The following is a 23,293-nucleotide window of genomic DNA, read 5'->3' as shown; positions in this document are numbered from 1 at the left end:
ACACATTCCCTTTCAATCGAGCATTAATTTCAATCTTTTACTTCGCGAATAACATCCATGATTGTCCCATCACGGTATTCAATTAAAGCGACCACTCGATCTGTAAATTCAAGTGGTTTTGGTGTTCCAACCTTCTTTTCCGCCATTTGTTGCAATTCTTCAATTGTAAATACTGGCACACCTGGAATATCACTTAAAGCTGCCATTAAATCTTGACGTAATGGGTTAATGGCAATCCCAACTTCAGTGATTAAAACATCAATTGATTCACCTGGCGTTACAACAGTAGTAACATCGGGCACTACCGTTGCAATCCGGCCACGAACAAGCGGTGCTGAAATAATCGTTAACTTGGCTGTTGCGGCATCTTGGTGTCCACCAATAGCTCCACGAATGACTCCATCTGAGCCTGACATAACATTAACATTAAACTTGGTATCAATTTCTAAGGCTGATAAGATAACTACGTCTAATTTATCAACCATTGCACCCTTATTGGCAGCATCGGCATACCATGAGGCGTCAATTTCTTGTTGGTTACGATTTTTGTGCATTGATGCTGCAGCACCCTTATCAAAATCTTGTACATCCATCAAGCGTTCAACCAAGCCTTCTTCAAGTAAATCAACTGTTGGCTTAGTAATTCCACCTAACGCAAATGATGCTTTAATTTGGTTATCAAGCATTGATTGGCGTAAGAAACGTGTTACCGCTAGAGCTGCTCCACCAGTTCCTGTTTGGAATGAGAAACCATCTTTAAAGTATGGTGAATGCGTGATAACATTATTAACCATTTCTGCAATCTTTAATTCTTTGGGATCTTTGGTAAACCGAGTTGCTCCTGAACCAATTTTTTCAGGGTCACCAACTGCGTCAACTTCAACAACATAATCAACTTGCGTTTGCTTAATTGATGCTGGAGTGTTGGGGTATGGTTTTAAAGTATCAGTAATTAAAACTACGGTTTGTGCATATTGGGCATCCATTAAAGCATAACCAAGTGAACCAAATGCAGAATCACCATCCATCCCATTAGCATTTCCCATTGCATCTGCATTAGGGACTCCTAAGAATGCAACATCAATCTTAATTGCACCAGTTTCAATTGCTCGTGCACGATTACCATGTGAACGGAAGATAACCGGATTAGCTAAAGCACCATGTGAGACTGCATCCCCTAATGAACCACGCATCCCTGATGAAGTAATGTTTGTAACGACCCCTTTTTCAATCGCTTCTACAACAATATCATTCATCACATTAGTTAATGATGATGGCGCTAATGTTAAATCTTTAAGCCCATTATCAATAATAATGCGCATTACTTTATTAAAGACATAGTCACCTTCACGAAAATGGTGGTGAAATGAAATTGTCATTCCATCTTTAACAGTGCTTTTAACTAAATCAGTTAATGAATCAACTAATTTATTAGCACCAGTAGTTGCTTTAAAAGCTGGTAATTCGCGTTGGACTGGCATGCCTTCGATTTCAGTTGTCGTAAATGGTTTGTAATCATATTGCGTTAAAATTTCATCTGGTATATTGCGTTTTACTTTATTTTCCAATGTATTCACCCTCTGAATTTACTAAGTTAGTAGCTTGTGCTAAGCGCATTACACGTTCGGCACGTAAAACAACTGGTCGGTCAACCATTTGTCCGTTCATTGAAATAACACCTGAGCCTTTCAAACGTGCTTGTTCAATGGCCATAATCACTTGTTGTGCATTACGAATTTCTTTTTCGGTTGGTTGATATACTTTATTAACCATCGCAATTTGACGAGGGTTAACTAATGACTTACCATCAAAGCCAAGTTGGTGGATTAATTCGGTTTCACGATAGAAACCTTCTTCATCATCCATGTTGGTAAAGACGGTATCAAAGGCGGCAATCCCGGCAGCCCGTGCAGCATGCAATATAACGTTACGAGCATATAATAATTCTTGTCCATCAGGGTAACGATGGGTCTTCATATCCGTCGTATAATCTTCAGCTGATAAAGCAATTCCAATCATACGATCAGAAGCAGCTGCAATTTCATTGGCATTAACGACCCCTTTGGCTGACTCAATTGCGGCCATTAAATTAGTGCTACCAATTTCGCACCCAAATTCAGCTTCCGCCGTTGCAACCAAGCTTTCCAATTCATGAATCATCGCGGCTGTTTCGACCTTTGGTAAGCGAATAACATCAATTCCTGCTTTGACCATTGCTTTAATATCATTTTGATAATACGGCGTATCCAAACCATTGATCCGTACGACTAATTCTGCATCACCATAATCAATCGTAGTAATAGCTTCATATACTAGATAACGGGCAGCATCTTTTTCTGCCATTGAAACAGCATCTTCCAAATCAAACATAATAGAATCTGCACCAAAAATACCAGCATCTTTAATCATTGCAGGATTATTACCTGGTACAAACATCATAGTGCGGCGGAGACGTTCAGTTGTATTTGCCATGCTTAGAGGACCTCCCAATTAGGTGTATCAACAATTTCTAGGGCTCGTTGCACTGCTGTAACCGCCCGCGCTTTAATTACTAAATCCAAAGCGCCTTTATCAACAACACTAATTTTCGCGTTATCAATTGCATATGCTTGTAAGACACTTGTAATTGTTGCTTTAATTTGATCACCAAATTGCTTGGCGACGTCAGATTCTAATTCAAATTCGTATCCATTTGTCCCGGCACTAAGCATAATTTGGATATCAGATGATTCCAAGGTGCCGGCCATTGCCATTTTCTTAATTTCCATTGATATTTTGTCCCTTCGAAATTCGTAATTGTAGTGTTGCTAGATTATTTTGAATAAACGTTAATGTTGTTGCTGGTACCATTGCCGCTAAGGTAGACACATCACCGACCTTAATTAATTGACGGACATAACTAGCGGAGATAATTTGTGTATCCCACGTCGCACGTTTTAGAATTTTAACCGTGATATCTGGGCTTAAAATTCGCTGCAGACTCTCATTATAAATATTCGTGGTATGTGATAAAGGTTCACTACCTAAATAGCGTGCCGTAATTCCTAAAGCGGGGGCAATTTGTTGTTTAAAAATGCTAGCATCTAATTCCGTTTGGTAGCGAATAATGGCATCATTATCTTTGATAAAATAAGCTGGAAAACTAATAAAACTTACTAAATAATCTTGCCCATTTACCACAATAACATTAGTCAAATCACTCGTCCCTTGACGCACCAATTCTAATCGCTCCGTAGTTGAAAATAACGAAACATCAGCATTAACAACAAAAAGATATACAACTTCATTATCTTTAGCAGCTTGTTCGACTAGATAACGATGTCCCTTAGTAAACGGGTTGGCATTCATTACAATTCCCGCCACCTTTTTTGCGTTTGGGAATTTTGGAATTTGGTTTAGATAATCCTTAATATTTGGCAATCCCTTTTCAAGAATTGCCCCCAATTCGGTTACTCCTAAAGCCTGAAAGCCAACGTGTTTAAAACTAGTAACATAAGCTGGTTTGGTGAAAACAAACTGGTGGAAAATCCCTTGAGCTCCTAACCGTGAAGTTAATTCTGAAATTAACTGGTTAAAGCGTGCGCCTTTAGCTACTGCACCAATATCGCATACTGCTACAAATTTAATTACATTTTTAGCAATTGAACCTGTCCCTACAAGTTGATTCTCTTCATTATATAAACCAATTGTTTGATCAATGCTTGCAACTTCTTGCTGATTAAAATTACTAATACCGCGGGCCATTAAAAACGTTTGCCAGTTCTTTTGACTTACTTTATCAGTTAGATACAGTTCACGGATTGTATCCATAGATGCTCACCAGACCTTTCTTTACTTAGTTTGGCTATACTCGATTACCGCGTTGGTTACTGCATCGACAACGCCAGCTTGGAATACTCCTGGTACAATGTTTTCAGCATCAGGCGTTGCAATTAAACTTGCCAATGCTTGGGCAACTTTAATTTGTAATTCCATGTCAACAGATTTTAAGCCACTAGTAAGTAAGCCTTTAAATAATCCTGGGAAAGCCAAAATGTTATTAACTTGGTTTGCCCATTGAGATGAACCTGTAGCCACTACTGCTGCTCCAGCTGCTAAAGCATCAGCTGGTAGAATTTCTGGTACTGGGTTAGCTAAGGCCATAATAATTGCTTTATCTGCCATTCGGGCTACTTGACTAGTACTTAACACATTGGCATCTGATAATCCAATAAAGACATCTTGATCATCAATAACATCATCGAGCGTTTGTCCTTTTACCGGAGTAATTGCCGTTAATAGATCTAATTGATACGGATTGTATTGGTGATCTGTACTATGAATTACCCCATCGATATCAACTAAAGTTAAATGCTTAATCCCGGCAGCAATTAAGATTTTTGCAGTCGCAACTCCAGCTGCCCCAACACCATTGATTATAATTTTCATCTCTGTTAATGCTTTATTAGTAACCTTAGCAGCGTTGATTAAGCCCGCCAAAACAACAATCGCCGTTCCGGTTTGATCATCATGATAGACTGGAATATCTAATTCAGCGGCCAATCTTTTTTCAATTTCAAAGACCCGGGGTGCCGCAATATCTTCTAAGTGAATACCGGCAAATGAAGGAGCCATATTCTTGACAGTTGCGACAAATTCATCAATACTGCCTTGTTCAAATGCTAGGGGGATGGCGTCAACACCGGCAAAATTCTTGTAAAGAAGAGCTTTACCTTCAATAATTGGTAAACTTGCACCTGGACCAACATTGCCTAATCCTAACACGGCTGAACCATCTGAAATAATAGCAACTAACTTACCACTCATTGTTAGCTTAGCTTTTTGCGTTGGGTCGGCATTAATCATCTTAGATAATTCTGCTACCCCTGGTGTATACGCTTCACCTAACTCTGTTCGATTTGTGACATCAAAACTAGGTTTTATTGCTAAAACACCGGTTTCTTTCGTATGCAAATCGATCACCCGATTGATATCAACCATTTTCTAAACCTCGATTCATTTAACAAAATTACTTTCGTTTGTTACTTTCTTAACAATATTGATTTTAGTCCTCATTGGGCAAAATGTAAAGTCTTTTGTTTTAATTTTTTAAAAATATCTGTATTAAGACCTTTATTTTTAAAATTTTAAAATAAAAAAACTTTGTAACTGACAAAATGTGAAAATATTGTACAATTAAAGTATTAAAGATGACGAGGATATACTAAATGAATCAAGAAGAATTAATTGTAGCCGTTGCTGAAGATTACTATCTAAATAAAGCTTCGTTCTCTGCAATTTCAAAAAAATATAATCTTAGTCGCTACCTAATCAATAAATATCTTAATGATGGTTTAAAATCAGGGCTTGTTCGAATTGAAATTAAATCAAGCTCCCACCGCAATCAACAATTAGAACAAGTTTTTAGCGATAAATTTCCAGGAGTGCATTTCACCATTATTAAGGATGCTGCTAATGAAATTGAAAGTATGCATCGTTTAGCTGAAAGTAGTGCTAAGGTTGCTGAACAACTTATTCATAGCCAACAACCAAGCGTGATTGGTTTAGCTTGGGGGGAATCAATTTATAACTTGATTGATAATTTTAACAGCATACCTTTAGAGGAAACCCACTTCATTCAATTTATCGGTGAAAATATGAAATATCATTCAACTGTCGGTTCAACTCGAATGGTTGAAAAAGCGGCTACTAAGTTTACATGTGAATTTCAAACTTTACCCGCCCCATTATACATCTTAAATGACACCACGCGACTAGCATTAGCTCAAGAACCTGCTACTGCAGGAACGCTTGCAATGGGACAAGCTATGAGCATGCTTATTACTGGCCTAGGAACGTTAAAATCAGTTCAATCAATTACTAATTGGAATGAAAACCTAGCTGCAATTATTCCAGCCGCACAGATACCACAAGTTGTTGGGATGATTTATGGCCGGCCTTATGATATTAATGGTCAATTTTTAAATCTTGCACATGATAAGACCTTTGGCTTAGATATCACCACCATCATGCAAGTTCCGACTCGTTTTTGCTTTGTTCGAGGTAAATTCAAGTCACTAGCAACAATTGGTGCTTTACGGGGTAAATTAATTACTAATATTGTCTTTGGTGAATCGCTGGCCTATCGCATATTAGCTGATTTAGCCAATATTTAAGCCAATTAATAACATACCGCTATTAAAAGTACGATTAATACTAAAAAAGACACTAAAAAACTGGTGACAAAACTTCACCAATTTTTTAGTGTCTTTTTAATTAACAATGTACTAATCCTTAATCTTTGGTTACAACTGATGCTTGGATAATTTGAGCGTAGTCAATTAACAAGCGTCCGCCCGCCGCGTGTTGATGTCCTCCACCTTGAAAGGCCGCCGCCACAGTTGCCAAATCAACCGAGGCTTTATCGCTACTACGCAATGATAAGCGGTTACCGTTAACGACAATCCCAAAATCAGCATCCGGTAATTCGGCAAGCATATTGCCAACTTCAGACATGTTTTTAGATGCTTGCACATAGGCGACATGGTAAGTTTGTTCACCAATATGTAAATCCATCATGGCTGCCGCGGCTTTTTTACGGCCTACATATTTATCAATATCAAGTAATTGTTTTTCAATAATTGTGTTTAGCATTGATCCAAAAATTGTGGCACAATCTGGGGTCGTTGCTTGATTAGCAGCCGCATTGAATACCGGAATGTGTTCCATAAAACCGTCTTTACCAAGTAAATTTAAGGCAACCGCGAGCTTTTGGGCTAATTCGGCGGTTAATGGTGAATCGGGTTGATTGTGCCAATCCAAAGTATCAATTTCACGGACCGCTTCAATGATTAATGCTGATTGATCTGCAACTGGATAGCGCTCAGCAACCATTGAAGTGGCACATGTTTGCTTACCATCGACATGTTCGTTGTAGTTGGTAATGAATGGAAATTCATTGGCAAAGTGCGCCGTTGAGGCATGGTGGTCGATTACTTCAACGACACAATTGTGTGCCTTGGCATATTCGGCCAATGCCGCAAGAACATCTTGAGATGGTGTCAAATCAGTAATGCCAATGTAAGCGGCTGTGGGATTGGTAGCCAGCCATTCTTTAATTGAGCGATCAATGCTTCCAAATGAACCGGTTGATTCAAATGAATAATTAACCATGGCATTGGGGTACTTATCCTTGGTGCCCGCCATCAAAGCATAGGCAGACATCACCCCATCAAGATCAGTATGTGAAAAATATCGTAATTCAGTCACGTGGTTTCCTCCAGCAATCGTGTTTTATTAATCATATCATTTTTAGGAAACACGTAGCAGTTACAGATTAAATTATTAAACAAGGGCCATGCACATCCGATAAGCAAGAATTACTACTAATATAATACCACGCATTATAATTCTAGTATTTTACTGTTTTTTCACTTATGATAGACCTAGATTAAATATTTAAGGAGAGAATTTGCATGTTTAATATGCCTAAACATAGCCGCCGTGCACTAATAATTGCCATTATTTTCACTATTTTAACCCTCGGTACTTATTTAATTGGTGGTCGATCGTTTGACGCGTGGTTTAAAATCACCAACACGGCCCATGAATCAAGCGTTACGACTGGTTCATCATTTTTACTATTGTTTGCGCTCATTACAATTGTAGCGTGGATCAACTTTATTATTAAGTACCGGAAATGGTAATAAAACACTAAAAAAGCACGTGAAAAGTGCATATGAATTATTTTTATAGTATTATAATATATTGATAATTAATTAACGTAAGGATGGTTACTGGCATGCGGATTCAAATTATTATCGCGTTGTTACTGTGTCTAAATTTAATTAGTCTCTTTTGGGAAATTCCCTATAGTCATAATTGGTATTGGGAACTCATTATGGGACTTTGTGGAATTGTGTATTTAGGCTATTTAATCGTACACCGCCGAGCAATGAAAGCAGATGAATGAATTTTAAAAATACAAAAAGTCTGGAAGGATAATTTCCAGACTTTTTTCGTATCTATTTGCCACCAATTACGTAGTCTACTAAATGGAAAGGTTGTTGGCTAGTTTTGGAATTAGAGTAATAAAAAACTGAAAGAAAATTTTCTTCCAGTTTTTTTATTATGCTTTACCCGAATATACTAGGCAATTACTCGTTTCATGATTTCTAGTAGTGTTTTAACATCTTCAGGTTTAGTATCACCGGTTGCTTTGTCAATAATCGAACTGTAAACGTGCGGAATAATCTTTTTAACACCAGCGTCCACGGCAATTTGCACAATTTCTTCAAAGTTATCTAATGTGATTCCGCCAGTTGGTTCGAGGTAAAAATCATTTTTAGCACACGCTTCGGCCACTGCTTTGAACTCCTCTTTGTGTTCAAGACCGTGCATTGGGAAGTATTTAACTGAACTAGCACCCATATCTTTTAAAATTTTAACAGCTGTGTCGACGGGAATTTCAGCAGCTTCACCTTGTGAGCTAAGCGGACCAGTCGCAATATTAACCAAACCGACCTTACCCGTTGGTGAAACTAGTGCATTGACAATTGTATCCGATTGTCCAAGGAGTGCCCGCGTCGCCGCTGCCCCAGTGAAGACTTGGTTAACGTGTTGTGGTTGTAGCTTTGCAGATAAGCGTGTCACCATTTGGCTTTGATTGGGATCTCCTGCCCCAAGCCCGATTGATAAGGCGTTATCGATTGCTGCTTGGTACTTTTCCATGTCTTCGATTGCTGCTTCATCATTAGCATAATTCTTTGAAAGCACACCAAGTAAAACATGACCTTCTGCTGCGTCGTAACAAGCTTTAGCATTTTCAACTGAATTAGCTAAAACGTTTAAACAAATTCGATCTTCTAAATAATTTGGTGTAAGTGACATAATAATATTCTCCTTTTAGTTTAAAATTTCGTGTAAACGAGCGACAATTTTTTCAGCTTCTTGTTCATTTACCGAGCGCACATCAAACTCAATAATGCCATTATTAGCTTGGTATTCACGGGTATAAACAGCTGGATTTTTAGTTTTTAATTCAGCAATCACATCCTTGGCTGATTTTGAACCAGTAACCTTGACACTTGCGCGATAAATATCGCGACCGGCGCCGTCTTGAACAATTGAGGCCGTTAAATTTTCAAATTCATTGATGCTAGCAACAAATGGTTTCAACCGTTCAATCATCGATGCGCCACTTTCGCTACCATTGGTTAGATAATCTTCAACCGCTTGGGTGAATCCTAATATATTATCTTTACCAATCTTCATTGCTCGGCCAAGTCCCTTACCTTGAAGGCGGACCCAACCAATAAATTTCTTACTGCCCAATACTAAACCAGCACTCGGACCTTCAATGGCCTTGGCGCCTGAATAAATAACCACATTAGCACCGGCTTCAATATATTTATACAAGTCTTCTTCTGCCGCGGCGTCCACAATTAATGGTAGCTGATTACGTTTGGCAACTTCAGCTGCTTGAGAGACCGTTAACATGCTCTTTTGCACGGTATGGTGGCTCTTGATATATAAAATGGCGGCTGTATTTGGTGTAATCATCATCTCAATATGCTCAGGCGAACACATATTGGCATAACCTGCTTCAACAATTTTTCCTCCACCTTGACCAATCATTACTTCAACCGGAGTACCATAATCAACATTGTGGCCTTTTGGAATAATAATTTCACGTTGCGTAAAGCGGGCATCATACGGATGGTAAGCATGGTAGACATTACCTTTACCAATAATTGCTGCCACTGATTGCGCAATCCCAGCTGATGCGGAAGAAACAATTTGCGCATCTTCAACTTTTAACAATTTAGCTAAGTAAGCCCCCGTTTGAATTGATAATTCACTCATTTCAAAGAAGTGTTGCCCACCAAATTTTTGTGCCTCTAACACATGATCTGAAACTTTTGAAACCCCCAATATCGTCATGCGCCCGGAGGCATTGATGACTTCCTTTAAATTGAATTTATCATAATACGTCATAGCATGCTCCTCCAATAATTGCATAGTGGGGCTTAATTTGAACATTCGTTGTCCGCGTAAAGCCATTTGAATCCGTTAAAGTTTTAGCACCATCTTCAAAGTCAAATACGGTAATATCAGCATCCGCGCCGACTACTAATTTTCCTTTAGTTGTTAAATGAAAGTTGTTAGCTGGTGCTGTGGTTACTTTTTCAATAATTTCTGGCCACGTGTAACCAACGACGTGAAGCTTTTCCATGGTAGTTGCTAAATCATAGACTGGCCCATTTTTACGATTACGAATATAAATGTCGGTACTAATTGAATTAGCTTTAATTCCCTTAGCAAAAGCCACTTCGGCCACGTGAAAATTAAAACTATCTGTCCCATGACCAGTATCAAAAATAATGCCATGTTCATAAGCGACTTTGGCAAAAGCCTTAATTTCATCAGTTTCGCGATCCAATATTCCATTGGGTTTACCATTAAAGCAGTGCGTCATGACATCCCCTGGCTCCATAACATCCAAAATTTCTGTTAACTTAGGTGGTTCTGAACCAATATGCACCATTAATGGTAAATTTTGATTAGTCTTTTGAATTTCTTTGGCTAATTTTAATGGTGTAATCCCATTACTACCAATCACTGTCTTGCTCATCCGAGCTTTAATACCAACAATAAAGTCGGGATATTCATGTAATACTTTAGTAACTAAAGCTTGCTTGATTTTACTTAAATCAGCTAATTCATCTTGTTCGACAATTCCCCATTTTGAAATATTTACTAATGCTAAGACGTTGGTTTTTGCTTGTAAAGCCAATTGATGGAAGCGACCGATATTTTCCGCTCCCGTTGTACCAGCATCAATGACTGTGGTGACCCCTTTTTGTACCCCAATTTCGTCGGGATAATCATAATACAAGTGCATTTCACTGAAGCAGTGTACATGATCATCAATCCAGCCTGGTGACAAATATTGACCTGTAATATCAATCACCGTCTTATTAACTGGATTAATTTCAGTTCCAACAGCTGTCAATTTTCCATTTTCATAGGCTACTTCAAATGGTTCACCGGTAATTAAGCGACCACCCTTTAAAACCGTTTCCGTCATATTAATTTACCTCTTTTTGAAAATCTTACATTGCAATGGTTGCCATTAAACTGGGAAGAAAGCCCCTAAAATCATCGCACCTAAAATCGCACCCCCAGTAATTGGTTTTTCCCATTTATAGAAAAGCAAGGCACCTAATGTTGCCCCAATCCCAATTGGAATTGATGCAGTTGCTGCACTGAGAATTAGCAATGGTCCCAAAAAACGCCCTGACGCATTACCAGCTCCCATCATAACATCCGCCCCAAAGGTGGAATTAGATTGGTTAATCGTGTATTTCCGAATGAGGACAATAATGCCACCAACAATTAACCCTAAGATTGCTCCAGTTAGCAGTGCTAACGGAAAATTCTTTAATGGTGCGGTTAATCCAACACTTAATAATATTGCCGGCACACCAATCCCTAAACCAGTCAAAATTGATCCACCCAAATCAAGGATTCCGACGAGCGAACCTTCTAAAATGCGGGCAAATAAGAAACTCGCACCAAACGCTGCTGCGGCACCAAATGAGCCCCCATTTAAGCCAGCTTTTAAAAGTGCAACGATGGCCACTTCATTAAAAGCACCCACACCATATTTGATATACATGTACGTACCAGTAAAAACCCCAGCTGACATAATGCCGACAATAATCGGGAAGGCCCAATCAGCATACCAAAAACTTTTGGCTTTTTGTGCTTCACTTAATTCGATATCATTCATGAGATTTCCTCCTTACTTAACTGTCACTAAACGGTGTAGGTAATTTAACCAATCAGATACACTGAGCTTAAAGCTGTGAATCAATTGAATATCAAAGCCGCGGAAGAAGCCACTCAAGATAAACAATAGGATTGCTGAAGCCATAATAATTTTAGTAATACGTGTCCATCCTTGATCATCAACACCTTTACCAATTAGAATCCCAAGAACAACTCCCGGAACCGCGTTACCCATGATAAGTTGGGCAATTCCACCAAATAACGTGCCCCAAAAACCAGTCCGTTTACCAGCATCAATCGCTGCAAGCCAGAAAAGAATTGGCATAATAATGGTAATCAATGTGTTTGCTGCCGGAACTAGCACTGCCACTGCTGTTACTTGTAATGACTTAGGGATTGCGGCAGCCGTGGTATTTAAAAACGCGACTACAATCATCCCTATAATCATTCCCATGATTGCCATTCGTTTAGGATTATGCACTGAAGCTGCTAATTTTTTATTTTTCAATAGCAAGGTTGCTGCGGCCCAATTTGGAATTACCCGGTGGGTTACATCTTGGGTAAATGCTCCAGCTGCCACTGCCGATGCCCATGCGTTAAAGAAAAATCCTAATCCAAATGAAAAGTGTGATGCCGCATCGCCCTCACAGGCATTCATTTCACCCATTGTTCTAAAAGCCCCTAATCCTTGCGTCGTCGGCGAGTGGAACATACGGGCTGCACCAGCTCCAGCTGCAAAGCCAACTAACCCACCAACAACTAAAGATTTCAAAAGAATAATAAAAACAACCATTTTGTCTCCGCCTTTATCTATTATTCATAGTTATTTACTCAATTTTTTGCTAATTAATGGCATCCTATTCAAATCATTATTTCCCATCACCATTTCATTGAACTTAACTGTTGCCATTTCAATTGTTAAAACTTCGACCTCAACCTGTAACTTAATTTGGAATTTGGAACGTGTCCTTGGGAAAAAGATGAATAGAAAACGTTCTTCATATGAATGTTGATCAGCTGCTAATACCATAACTGATTTAGGTTCAATCTTTAAGGTTACGTCTGGTGAATTTTTGATAATTTTACCTTGAATTTTACTCAAAGCATCGGCAAATGCTGCATTCTTAGTATCACCAGTCCCTTCGATAATTAAAGTTTGCGTCACTTTTTCTTCAATTCCCATAACTTGCCCCCTTACTTACCAGTTTTTTTAGCAAAGGCTTCCGTTAAACGCTTACCTAGCTCTTCAACATCCATAAATCCAAATCCAAGAACCGTCTTACCATCGTTAATTGCGGTAACTCCTTCTTCAATAGAGCGCATTCCGTGACGTTCTGGATAACCATATTTAGTTGAAGCAGTTAATGCACCTGCTCCACCACTACCACAAAATGAGATACCCATATCAGCGTTTTCCTTTTGCATAACATCCCCCAAACGCATATCAGCACCCATACCTGGAACAACAACCGCACGTCCCCCGGCTGCTTCAACCCCTTTAGCTACGTTTTGACCTTTACCTAATCGATCCGCAATCACAACTGTAATCATGTTACTATCCTCCAAATTTTAGTTTAATTTTGCATTTTCAAAATGAATCGATAAAACATACTTCTCGTCTTCTGAAAGACCACCGATATGGTTGACAACTTTATCGGCAATATCTAATGCTTCTGCTGATATCTCGCTAAACATGACTTGATCAACGTGCGGAATAGTAGTATGTTCCTTTTGACGTTTAATCATTTCGTCCAGATGATTAATTAAAATCGTCCACTGTAAATCAGTCGCGTGAATATTTTTCTCAGCCATACACTGTTCAACAAATTTAATAGCAATTAATAATTCTTCTCTTGATAAACTATTATCAATAATGCGTTGAGCTTCTTCTTGGATAACCATCTACATATCCCCTTTATTCAAATTCACGTACTGCAATAAAGCAGTTAACTCACCGTAATTTATTGATAAATTTTGTTCAGCAAATAATTTTTCAATTTCTAAAGTTATTTCCTTATTTGCTAGTAAAATCTCCCGGTCCATGTTACCTAATGAATCATATTGCTTTTTAAAATATATTCGGTGAATTAGTAATAACACATGCAATAAAAACGCTTCATCTAAGTCTGTTTTGATATTTGAGCCAAAAATAATTCGTAACCCTTCATATATTTCATATCCCTTGATGATTACTTCTTGGGTAAAATTACTGTTAGTTGGGAGTGCTAATAAATTACTAATTTCAACTTTTTTACTATGTGTGCGGAGCCAGTATCTAATAATTGATGCACTGTTGTCTTGATGCTTTCAATATCTTCAACTGTTGGAATTGCGTGCACTTTAATTACTGGGCATGTAGCACCATCAATTGGGAAAATACTAATTACTAAGTCAGGTTTTTTCGCCTTAATAACGGCATCTGCGTTTAAAACAGAAACGAAATCCACAATTTCGATATTAGTAACTTCTTGGGCAATCCTTTGCTCAATAAATTTAGTAACACCTAAACCGGTTGAACAAACATAAATTACCTGAACAACCTCTTTTTGTTGTTTTTCCATTGAAACCAAAAAATGCAGTACAATGTAGGCAACAAATGAATCATTTAGTAAATACGAATAATTTGCTTTTTTAGCTTCTAGTGCTTCTTTGATGGCATTAAATAACTTACGATTTTTCAATAAAATGTCATCAATAAATGGATTATATTCATTGGTGTAAATTCGTTTCTTACTTAACCGTAATGATAGATGGGCAAATAGATTACTAATCAATTCCTTATCGTGATTAAACGGTAAATTCATTTTATCTGATACTTCATTTACCAAGTCAACTGCTAGTGCTAAGGTGTCACTTTGTTCTAATTTTTGTGGCGCATGATCCATAATGTACTCATATTCATCTTTTAATAAAGGAATGTCATACTGATCAAAAAAACTTTTCATTGTTGACAACGACTCAATGTGCGCCCTTTGCTCATCATTAGCTATTGACATCAATTGCAGCGAACCAATCGGAAAATTATTTTGTAATCTTAAAATTGAAATCGTCGTACGTAAAGAAAGTGCTAATAATTCCGCATAATCAAAAAGCTTGAGGATACTTACATTCAAAGTATTTGCCATTGATTTGAGAACATTTTGATATAATTCATTAAATTTTTCTTCCTTGCATAAGACAATTTTAACTACTGAATCCGTATTATCCTCACCTTTAGTTAAAATATTCATTATGTTATAAATATCATATTCAGATATTTATAGTTGTAAAATGTATTCCATTAACGATCGGCATTCCTTTTCAGGACCCATTAAACGAATACCATGGCCAGCTCTACGTACTAAACTGACATCATACATCCGCATTTGTGCATCAACTTTGTCTAAATCGCCCAAGATTGTATTATTTGAGACTGTTAAATATTCTGCCAACTCTTTAATAGTGCAATAACCTTGGTTCAAGAGTAGATGTACAATAATTTGATTTACTCTTGCATCTTGATTAGCAAAGACTTCGTTATGTCCAAGTTCATTTAATTCATTTTTTAAAACAATTTTTTGGACATCTGTTAATTCAAACCACACACCTTTATTTCGCTGTGATTGTAAAGAAAGTTCTTTAGACGCTAACCAGTCACGTAAATTATCCAAATCATACTTAACTGTACGAATACTGACATTAAATTCTTTCGCTAAATCTTTAGTAGTTAATGATGTTTCATTTTCAATCAATCTCTTTGATTGTAATCTGAACACCACGTATAGTTGCATTAGTTTACCCCCTTTCCACTATCAAATATACTTCAAGAAAGCGCTTACAACAACACTAAATCTTTGCACTTACATAAGTGCAATTATCTAAAGTTAATATTTTTGTTGTTGCATCTTTAAAATCCGGTGGATACACAAATACCCCTAACTGGTGGTTTTTCACACTAATTAGAGGGTATTTGTTGCTTATCTAAAGCAAGTATCTAGTATAATTTTTGATAATACTCACACTTACTAATCAAAACTACTCTTATCACAAATAACTATCTTGCTCAGTAATAAGAAAATTTGGTAATAATTGGACGGCGAGGCCATCTTCTTCGTTCTGAGCATCATCAAATAACAACGCTAATTCACCATTGCGATCAATTAACATATTCTTAGCTGTGAATCTAGTCTGGGCTTGGCTATCAATCGTCATTAAGCCACTTTGTAATTGTGATAATAAAATATCTTTTTGTTGCGTAAAATTACTAAAAGCTATTTGTTGTGCAGTAGTAATGCCATCTTTTTCTTCATATGCCCGAATGTCAACAATTATAGCTTGGTTTTCGCCAAAGATATTAACGTTTATCGTTGTCAAAAAACTCACTACACCAAATTTAATATTTCCAAATACTGTATCTTGTATCATTATTATTTCTCCATTTTCGCCAAATCATTTGCTCGGGCAAAGCCACCAGCATGCGATACATTACTATTAATTACACTGGGCACTAAATCCATTGTCTTCATATCTGATCGTTCATGCCAAGTTAAGTTATTATCTTTGCGATACTGCCGTGCTTCTTCTGGCGTAATATCGAGTTCTTCAGCTAATTTTTTATCGGCTTGCGCAAAATTTTCATCGCGCTTATTTGAAAAATTTTCAATTTCAACGGTTGCTTCACTAACCTCTGAAAAATCAACCTCTCCGTTCTCAAATTTAAACCCATCCACTCCTGCATTATCTAATAGCTCACCCCAAGATAGGTTATCAGGATTATTTTTTTGTGGTATGTAATCACCATCTGGTTGCCAAGTAGAATTCCCCTTTTCACCAGTCCATGTACCATTATTAGATGGGACATATTTATCTAACTTGCTTTGCCTATCTTGGTCTTCACTTTCGCGTTCTTCCGGTGACATTTCCTCAAGGATTTCATGGGACGATAATCCAAAGGTGGTAACTTGCTTAACTTCTGAGATTTTAACCTTGTCAATAATTGCTTGGGCATCATTCAGTGATTCTGCATCATCCATTAAGGATATCCAGTCACCTAGTCGCGGCTGTTCATATTTTTCATTAAATGGCGCCTCATTATCATCGAATAAGCCTTGCTGTCCATAGATTCCATTTTCAAGTTCGACATCGCTGCCAATTTCTTTATTTAATTTACTTCTACCTTCATCAAATTTCTCATTTTTTAAGTCGGATTCATCATTTTTAAAATCGAATTTTTCCTTAATTGTATCTAAGCTAAAGTCAACATCAAACATTGTTTCCTCCTTATTTAATCAGCACGGTGATAATTTGGTTTATTTGCTTAATTGTTAATTCCCGAGTCTTTTTACTAATTAAATTTTGAATTGGTACTACATCACCCTTACTAATTAACAAATTCAATCTTTCCAATGATACATCTAGAATATCAAGGAGCATCCGCTTAAGAAGACCTAGTGATCTTTCATTCCAAATCATATGACCACCAGCCTCATGATAACTAACAATCATTCGGATAAGCATATTACGATTTTCATGCTTAACTTCCAGACTGTGTAACGCGCTAATTAGTTCACCCTGATTGATTGGTGCGGCCGTGAACCATGGATCCATAAGCATTGTAATAATTTCCGTCCGGGCAACACGCATGGATTTTATGTTTAAAATATTAGAATTAACATATGGTATTTCCTTGATGTTAGCTTTCTCAACCATTGTTAATACTGGGGAAATCCAGTCATTTTGATAAACCACGGCCACCCCACTAGGCAACTTAGCAATTTCATTTACTTGATCAGGGGTTAGCCCCATTGAAAGTCCTACTGCATCACGGTCATTAGCTTCTGGTGTCCGCAAAACAATCTTTGTATTCGTATTTTTGATTGCGGATATATCAACCGATGATGGTGATTGATCAACAATCATAAATCCCTCACCATATGTGCGAATTTCAGCAATCGTATTTGTTAGCATTTCAACTGATTTACCAACTAAACTACTATCTTCACCAGTTGTGTTTTTTAGTAAATTATGGGCTTCTTCAAGCACGGTCACATGCTTTAGGCCAGCATTATTAGTACTCTTTTGATCAACTCGATATTCATTAAGAATGTAAACCATCATCCCCATAATCAACGCCTTTGTTTCGGTTGATTTAACGCGACTGATATCCAAAATACAGTTTTGATCAAATAATTCTTCATAAGGGGTTTGTTCGTTTGTAAATATGAACTTATTTAATCCAACCGTTAATGACCGTACTCGCGTCACTAAGGCACCAATATAATTACCTTTTACTTCAGCCGAATAATTAGTCTCATTAATTAAGATTTCTAATTGTTCAGCTAAAATATCAAAGTCGGGATATTGTACGCCGGCACCTTCAAAAGTTGATGAACCTAAATCCCACCCAACTTCTTCATAGGCTTTTAAAATTGCATTCTTAAAAAACGCTGGCATGGCATCATACATTGGCCAACAAACACTAAAAATTTCAACTAAGCCATCGACATGCTCCAACACATGAATTGATGGTGGAAACTTAAAGGGATTGAGATTAATCAATGATGCAATCTTAGGATTAGTTGCAAAAACGTTAACATCAGTCCATGATCCAAAGACATCTTTATACTCCCCTTTGGCTGGTTCGATAACTAAAAATGGAATATCGTCTTGATGTAATTCATTGAGTAATTGATAAACGGTATTACTCTTTCCCGAACCAGTTGAACCAGTGATAAAGGTATGCATATTTAAACTTTTATTGGCCAGTGCAACTTTTCTATTGGTAATTTTTCCTAAATCAAATATCTTACCCAAATTGATATTATCCTTAGGATCATGACTAATATTTTGTTGAAATAATTGATATGTTGTCACTTCTTTACCAAATTCAGCGTGTTCGATCACTGGTAACCCTGGAACCGTTTGCCTTGGTAGCCCCAAATGGATTCCCAAATCTTTACCACTAACTGTTGTTGCGGGTGTCGTGTAAACATCCCCCCCATAAATCAATTGGGGATGGACAAAGCGACTAATATATTTGTTCAAGTCTTGATAGTCATCCGTAGAGCTACGCCAAGAATTGATGGCGGAAACTTCTCTACCGGAGTCTTCGCCATTCATCAGCGAGCGGTAGTTGCTGGCTGCAATTTCAGCTGAGCTCATGTCATCAGACATAAAATAACCCGCGACTTGCCACATGCCGTAACTATCATACTCATTAACCGATTCTAATCGACGATCAATGTAGGCTAGCATTTCGGTAATACTTTTATTTTCCGTCGTTGTGGTAGTTGAAATACTTGAACTAGAAGAAAGTGTTTCAATTGGGGCCAAACTTTGGATTGTTGATGACAAAGCAGTCCCGATTTGACCACCAACCATTGCCCCAGGTCCAGCACCAATACCCCCGGCTCCAGCAGTTGCTACTCCACCAATTACGCCACCAACTATGCTTGCACCCATGCTAATCGTTGACGAGGCAATTAAAGCTGCACGTTGCTTACCTGACATTTCACTAAATGATTTACTGCGTGACTCACCGGATGTTTGGGTTTCGTTTAACTGGATCTTTTGATACGGTGATAAATTAGTATATAAGTCTTGGTAGTTTTTACGAAGCATTTGAATTTCATCTGGTTGCGTATTTTGGGCAACGATTACGCCCGTAAATTGACGTCCTTGCATTGATAAAGCTAATTTATCTAATCCTTGGATAAATTGCTCATTTTCTTGCTCATAATTACTTTTACTTTTAGCAACCACGCTTACTGACGTGCTGTTTTTTTGATGCGTAATTTTATTCGTTAAGGCCATAATTCGCTTACGGTCTTCATTTTGAACCTTCGCCCCTGGAAAATGACCGATCAAAGTGTTCTTAAGGGTATCCCCTAATGTTACAGTTGAGCGTTTATCCCCATTGGAACGTACTCCCAGATAGAAATCTGTTTGATATCCATCTGAATCAATGATCACAAACACTGAAGCTTGGTAAGTTTGCAAGGTATTAAATACCGTTGTGTACTTATCAGTAACTGCTTCACCTTTTTGGTAGACCATTTCGTTAATTTTAAACAGACGCACGTTATTGATGATATCTTCTTCAAGTGGTGGCAAGTTCAGTTGTTCAAATGGAACAACTTGCATTTCTGTTAATCGCGCTAACTCCTTGCGCCGTAAAGTTTCATCAATGATATCCAATTTTACATCGATTTTTTGCTGATTTGTTAATTCTTCATATGTGATGACACTTGGCTCTTGTACAATAACCTCTTCACTCATATACTTTATCCTTTCCCAATTACTTCAACTTGCCGTATAAATTCACTAGTCCAATCAATATCGGTTTGTAATAACCGTGCATCATCCGAAAGCTTGAAGAGGGTTTCTTTTCTTTGAGCACTTAACTTTGTAAGTTCCATTTGTAAATATGCGTGATACTTGTAACTTGAATTATTGTAATATTCAAACAATTTGTTTTTGTAAGTATCAAGTAATTCGTCAGCTTTTACCTGAACAGTTTGCTCTGCAATCTCCCGCCACTCTGATAATAAATATGTTATTTCAGGTACTAGTTCTTTAGGTTCATTTTTATTACGACCAAACAAACCAAATAACCCATCACTTGCCTCAACTAGTGTTTCTTGCCTTATAAATAAAAAATCATTTATTAAATCAGGTAAATCATTTTCTGTTTCTTCAAATTCACTTACCACTGCATCATAATATTTGACCCCTTCGTCAACCATATTCTTACCAAATGTATCATAAGGATCATCAGTTTCTGCGTCTAAATCTTCTAAACCATAGATTTCATTATTGCTTAGCGTAATTTCTTCAATGGCATCTAGAAAGGCCTGCATTATTTCATTTTCAAACTTAACAAACCAGTTATCTAAATCTTCCATGAATTTTCGCGCATTTTTTTTTGCCTCGTCATCACTACTATATTTAGTTTTACGTTTATTCCACGCGTTTATATTGTTTACAAGCTTTTCTAAAGCACTGTTAAAAATTGCTGGTATTTTTAATTCCTCCCGATTAACAAATTGTTTATCACGCTTATCAAGCAAACTATACGTTTCATCGATTTCAGCTACTAGAGTATAAATTTCAACATTTTCAATTTCAGCCTGTCGACTATCATTAATATTTTGGGTCTGGATTTTATGAGTTGTTATATTGAGTAGTTTGACAACGTTATGAACATAAGCTGTTAAAGGATACGTACATAAATATTCCCAAACAAGTGGGGCGTCCATTTTAGTAATAATTTGGGGTGTTGGTACGCCCTGATCAATAATAGTGCGTTCTATTTTAGGAAAATTTGAGTTATCTTCAATGATAAAAAAAAGTTGCTCATTTATGACATACGGTTGCTTTTTAACTAAATTTAGTAAATTGAAAAAAGCTTTCGAAGTAGCCTTTTTCACAAAAATACGATTGGGGTATTATTAATATCATCTGGTAACTCTTGAATAGTATTAATATTTTCAACTGAGACGTTTAACTCAGGAAAATTCACAATCCGAGTTTGAGTATCTTGAATGGTAATATATGCGATTTCTTCGTTAAACACCCATGAAAAATCAGTCATGAACTTTTTATAATCAAATTTACGATTGGGATGTTCATTTAACCATGTCATTAATTCGCGAATCTGCTTTAATTTTACGGTTACATTCTCCAATTCTTTTTTAAAAACCAACTGCATCGTCGCTGGTATAATCTCACCGTTGAGCTTTTGCACCGGACTTAAAGTAATTCCAGCTTTAATAAATACACTCTTCAAGTCGTTAAAATCGGCTTTAGTTCCTGTAAAGTTCAGTTCAAAATCATAGCCATTCATTTCGTCGTACAATGCTTTAGGTACTTTATTAATCCACGATTGCAACTTTTCGTTACGATATTTTTCAAATGGACTATTGATTTTTGGTTCTAATCCATTGATGTTCACATCCGTTTGCATCAAATATGGATTATAACTAAAGTCTGCTTTCACCATGTAAATTCTCCTAATAAAATTTATAATTATATTATACTAAATTTTATATAATTTAAAAAAGTTTAATTTTAATATAATTAAAACTCAGTAAAAGTCGCTACAATATCTAATATCATTAACTTGAATTAAACATTGTTTAACTAAATTATTCATTTATTATAAATTAATAAAACGTAATATATTTTCGTTTTTTCACTTTTTTGCTTTTATCTACTAAAAAAGTGAAAATTTGTGCGAAGAACAAAACCAGTGTGATTCACGCAAATGTCATTATTAGTGATATCTTGCTAAACATCGAGAAATAAACTAAATAACCCCTTCGAGGAATATTTCTTCGAGGGGGTTATTTAGTTTAGCAGATATCGGACTTGTAGTTTTTAAGTACATTTATTATTGAGTTGATTAACTCAATGGCACCATCTGGGCGGCCATATTAACATCATTTTGCTGGGTCGGTGTTTGATAAGTTGCTTTGACTAAATCAGCCAAACTGACATCGACTTTTTTACCGGATTCGTTCCAAGTTAAGTGGACCCCGTTTTGATCATAATGATACATTATCGTTTTAGAAGTATCTCGGGTTCCGATTTGGAACATTCCATCGTCGCTAGTTAAAGCAGCCAATGGATTAGTCCCTAAATAATCAACTAATGGAGTTGCATCAGGATTGGCATATTTGTAAGCCATCACCCCAATTTGGCGGTAATCAAATTTGGCGCCTTCATATGAAACAACGGGTGCATTATGAATTGGTTGGCTAGTTGATTTAACTAACTGGGCAAATTTACCAGCTAACTCTTGATTAGCAGTCGGCTTGAAATGCAACATATTGTCGGGCGTACCTTGGTTTTGTTGCGTAATTAAAACTACTGGCTGCCCATTATGAATCGCCATGAAGTATAAATGGGCATCGATTGTTGAATGTGAGTTGGGATAATCTGAGTAAATGGCCACCACATTGTAGTCATACTTGTTCGCCCCAGTTTGACTGACATTGATATTAACATGCTGGTCATTGACGGCGATATTATTTTTGCTGAAGTCATCCGGAAAATTGTAGCCCATATAGTCATTTGTCGCTGTCGTATATGGATAAAAATTATCGTACTCTTGGGCCGGGCTAAAACGGCTTCCCCAACTGTTGATAAAAGCATTGAGGGCAACTTGCTTTTGGTTATCCCAGATTAACTTTGGTACTTGGACACTCGCTAACTTACCTTTTACCTGTTGGCTAGTTGCTTTATGCGTTGATGTTTGTGAACTAGTAGTACTGCTTACATCGCTTTTTTCTTTCGGGCTTGCTGGCGTATTGGCCTTACTTGTTGCATCACTACTAATTGAATGACTAGAAGAACTACCTTGACTACCATACGCACTTAAAACCACCGCACTCGTTACGGTTACAACCCCTAATATTAATCGCTTATTCATTACCATACTTTCTTTTATATATTTATTAAATCATAACATTTTAGCATTGATATTAAAAAAATATTAATTGATAGGTCTTTACCTAACTTTTCAAGCTATATATTTTTTCTT

General features: G+C 37.0%; 24 protein-coding genes. 2 read left to right on the top strand and 22 right to left on the bottom strand.

Annotated features, from left to right (window positions below):
- Positions 1 to 29: 29 nt before the first annotated feature.
- Genes citF through HF964_RS01325 form a run of 5 tightly spaced genes read right to left on the bottom strand, consistent with a single transcriptional unit; the run spans position 30 to position 4,980 of the window.
- Positions 30 to 1,568, bottom strand: coding sequence for a citrate lyase subunit alpha (citF, locus tag HF964_RS01345; RefSeq protein ID WP_168721250.1), 1,539 nt, complete (start codon positions 1,566 to 1,568; stop codon positions 30 to 32).
- On the bottom strand, positions 1,558 to 2,472 hold the full coding sequence (citE, locus tag HF964_RS01340; RefSeq protein WP_168721249.1) for a citrate (pro-3S)-lyase subunit beta: 915 nt from the start codon (positions 2,470 to 2,472) through the stop codon (positions 1,558 to 1,560). Before citE ends, citF begins: the two co-directional genes overlap by 11 nt.
- Before the next feature lie 2 nt (positions 2,473 to 2,474).
- Complete coding sequence (citD, locus tag HF964_RS01335) at positions 2,475 to 2,768, bottom strand: citrate lyase acyl carrier protein (RefSeq protein ID WP_168721248.1); 294 nt, start codon at positions 2,766 to 2,768, stop codon at positions 2,475 to 2,477.
- Positions 2,758 to 3,810, bottom strand: coding sequence for a [citrate (pro-3S)-lyase] ligase (gene citC, locus HF964_RS01330; protein ID WP_168721247.1), 1,053 nt, complete (start codon positions 3,808 to 3,810; stop codon positions 2,758 to 2,760). The genes citD and citC overlap by 11 nt, the downstream gene beginning before the upstream one ends.
- Positions 3,811 to 3,831: 21 nt before the next feature.
- Positions 3,832 to 4,980: an NAD(P)-dependent malic enzyme gene (locus tag HF964_RS01325; RefSeq protein ID WP_168721246.1), complete on the bottom strand. Its 1,149-nt coding sequence runs from the start codon at positions 4,978 to 4,980 to the stop codon at positions 3,832 to 3,834.
- Positions 4,981 to 5,207: 227 nt separating this feature from the next.
- Between HF964_RS01325 and HF964_RS01320 the strand changes: the two genes are divergently transcribed.
- A complete protein-coding gene (locus HF964_RS01320; protein WP_168721245.1) occupies positions 5,208 to 6,155 on the top strand; it encodes a sugar-binding transcriptional regulator in 948 nt (315 codons plus the stop codon).
- 118 nt (positions 6,156 to 6,273) lie between these two features.
- Here HF964_RS01320 and HF964_RS10035 read toward each other — a convergent pair whose 3' ends face one another.
- Positions 6,274 to 7,248: a DHH family phosphoesterase gene (locus tag HF964_RS10035; RefSeq protein ID WP_168721244.1), complete on the bottom strand. Its 975-nt coding sequence runs from the start codon at positions 7,246 to 7,248 to the stop codon at positions 6,274 to 6,276.
- 206 nt (positions 7,249 to 7,454) lie between these two features.
- Here HF964_RS10035 and HF964_RS01310 point away from each other — a divergent pair, with 206 nt between their 5' ends.
- Positions 7,455 to 7,685: a hypothetical protein gene (locus HF964_RS01310; protein ID WP_168721243.1), complete on the top strand. Its 231-nt coding sequence runs from the start codon at positions 7,455 to 7,457 to the stop codon at positions 7,683 to 7,685.
- 442 nt (positions 7,686 to 8,127) lie between these two features.
- Here the strand turns inward: HF964_RS01310 and dagF are convergent, their stop codons facing one another.
- The 16 genes from dagF to HF964_RS01230 all read right to left on the bottom strand — a co-directional run bounded on the left by dagF (position 8,128) and on the right by HF964_RS01230 (position 23,182).
- A complete protein-coding gene (dagF, locus tag HF964_RS01305) occupies positions 8,128 to 8,868 on the bottom strand; it encodes a 2-dehydro-3-deoxy-phosphogluconate aldolase (protein ID WP_168721242.1) in 741 nt (246 codons plus the stop codon).
- A gap of 15 nt (positions 8,869 to 8,883) precedes the next feature.
- Positions 8,884 to 9,975 (bottom strand): DgaE family pyridoxal phosphate-dependent ammonia lyase, encoded by a 1,092-nt coding sequence (locus HF964_RS01300; RefSeq protein ID WP_168721241.1) that lies wholly within the window; start codon positions 9,973 to 9,975, stop codon positions 8,884 to 8,886.
- Positions 9,962 to 11,068, bottom strand: a complete 1,107-nt coding sequence (locus HF964_RS01295; protein WP_168721240.1) for an amidohydrolase/deacetylase family metallohydrolase — start codon at positions 11,066 to 11,068, stop codon at positions 9,962 to 9,964. Before HF964_RS01295 ends, HF964_RS01300 begins: the two co-directional genes overlap by 14 nt.
- Positions 11,069 to 11,113: 45 nt before the next feature.
- Positions 11,114 to 11,773 carry a DUF4310 family protein gene (locus HF964_RS01290; RefSeq protein WP_168721239.1) on the bottom strand — a complete coding sequence of 220 codons (660 nt, stop codon included), beginning with the start codon at positions 11,771 to 11,773 and terminating at the stop codon, positions 11,114 to 11,116.
- A 12-nt stretch (positions 11,774 to 11,785) separates the two neighbouring features.
- Entirely contained in the window at positions 11,786 to 12,565 is a 780-nt protein-coding gene (locus tag HF964_RS01285) for a DUF4311 domain-containing protein (RefSeq protein ID WP_168721238.1), read from the bottom strand.
- Between the two features lie 30 nt (positions 12,566 to 12,595).
- Positions 12,596 to 12,955: a DUF4312 family protein gene (locus HF964_RS01280; protein WP_168721237.1), complete on the bottom strand. Its 360-nt coding sequence runs from the start codon at positions 12,953 to 12,955 to the stop codon at positions 12,596 to 12,598.
- Positions 12,956 to 12,966: 11 nt separating this feature from the next.
- Entirely contained in the window at positions 12,967 to 13,323 is a 357-nt protein-coding gene (locus tag HF964_RS01275; protein ID WP_168721236.1) for a glycine-rich SFCGS family protein, read from the bottom strand.
- An 18-nt stretch (positions 13,324 to 13,341) separates the two neighbouring features.
- Positions 13,342 to 13,674 (bottom strand): PRD domain-containing protein, encoded by a 333-nt coding sequence (locus tag HF964_RS01270; protein WP_168721235.1) that lies wholly within the window; start codon positions 13,672 to 13,674, stop codon positions 13,342 to 13,344.
- Between the two features lie 323 nt (positions 13,675 to 13,997).
- Positions 13,998 to 15,002 (bottom strand): PRD domain-containing protein, encoded by a 1,005-nt coding sequence (locus HF964_RS01265; RefSeq protein ID WP_168721234.1) that lies wholly within the window; start codon positions 15,000 to 15,002, stop codon positions 13,998 to 14,000.
- 27 nt (positions 15,003 to 15,029) lie between these two features.
- On the bottom strand, positions 15,030 to 15,542 hold the full coding sequence (locus tag HF964_RS01260; RefSeq protein WP_168721233.1) for an HTH domain-containing protein: 513 nt from the start codon (positions 15,540 to 15,542) through the stop codon (positions 15,030 to 15,032).
- A 253-nt stretch (positions 15,543 to 15,795) separates the two neighbouring features.
- Positions 15,796 to 16,176, bottom strand: a complete 381-nt coding sequence (locus tag HF964_RS01255) for a hypothetical protein (protein WP_168721232.1) — start codon at positions 16,174 to 16,176, stop codon at positions 15,796 to 15,798.
- A 2-nt stretch (positions 16,177 to 16,178) separates the two neighbouring features.
- Positions 16,179 to 17,021: an HNH endonuclease gene (locus tag HF964_RS01250; protein WP_168721231.1), complete on the bottom strand. Its 843-nt coding sequence runs from the start codon at positions 17,019 to 17,021 to the stop codon at positions 16,179 to 16,181.
- A 10-nt stretch (positions 17,022 to 17,031) separates the two neighbouring features.
- Positions 17,032 to 20,028, bottom strand: a complete 2,997-nt coding sequence (locus HF964_RS01245) for an ATP-binding protein (protein ID WP_168721230.1) — start codon at positions 20,026 to 20,028, stop codon at positions 17,032 to 17,034.
- A gap of 5 nt (positions 20,029 to 20,033) precedes the next feature.
- Positions 20,034 to 21,008, bottom strand: coding sequence for a hypothetical protein (locus tag HF964_RS01240; protein WP_168721229.1), 975 nt, complete (start codon positions 21,006 to 21,008; stop codon positions 20,034 to 20,036).
- A gap of 167 nt (positions 21,009 to 21,175) precedes the next feature.
- On the bottom strand, positions 21,176 to 21,751 hold the full coding sequence (locus HF964_RS01235; RefSeq protein WP_168721228.1) for a hypothetical protein: 576 nt from the start codon (positions 21,749 to 21,751) through the stop codon (positions 21,176 to 21,178).
- 402 nt (positions 21,752 to 22,153) lie between these two features.
- A complete protein-coding gene (locus HF964_RS01230; protein ID WP_168721227.1) occupies positions 22,154 to 23,182 on the bottom strand; it encodes a DUF4767 domain-containing protein in 1,029 nt (342 codons plus the stop codon).
- Positions 23,183 to 23,293 lie beyond the last annotated feature (111 nt).

The organism is Periweissella fabalis (assembly GCF_012396505.1).
Classification (GTDB): domain Bacteria; phylum Bacillota; class Bacilli; order Lactobacillales; family Lactobacillaceae; genus Periweissella; species Periweissella fabalis.
The sequence above is the reverse complement of the archived record's forward strand: the minus strand, read 5'-3'. Positions and strand labels throughout refer to the sequence as shown.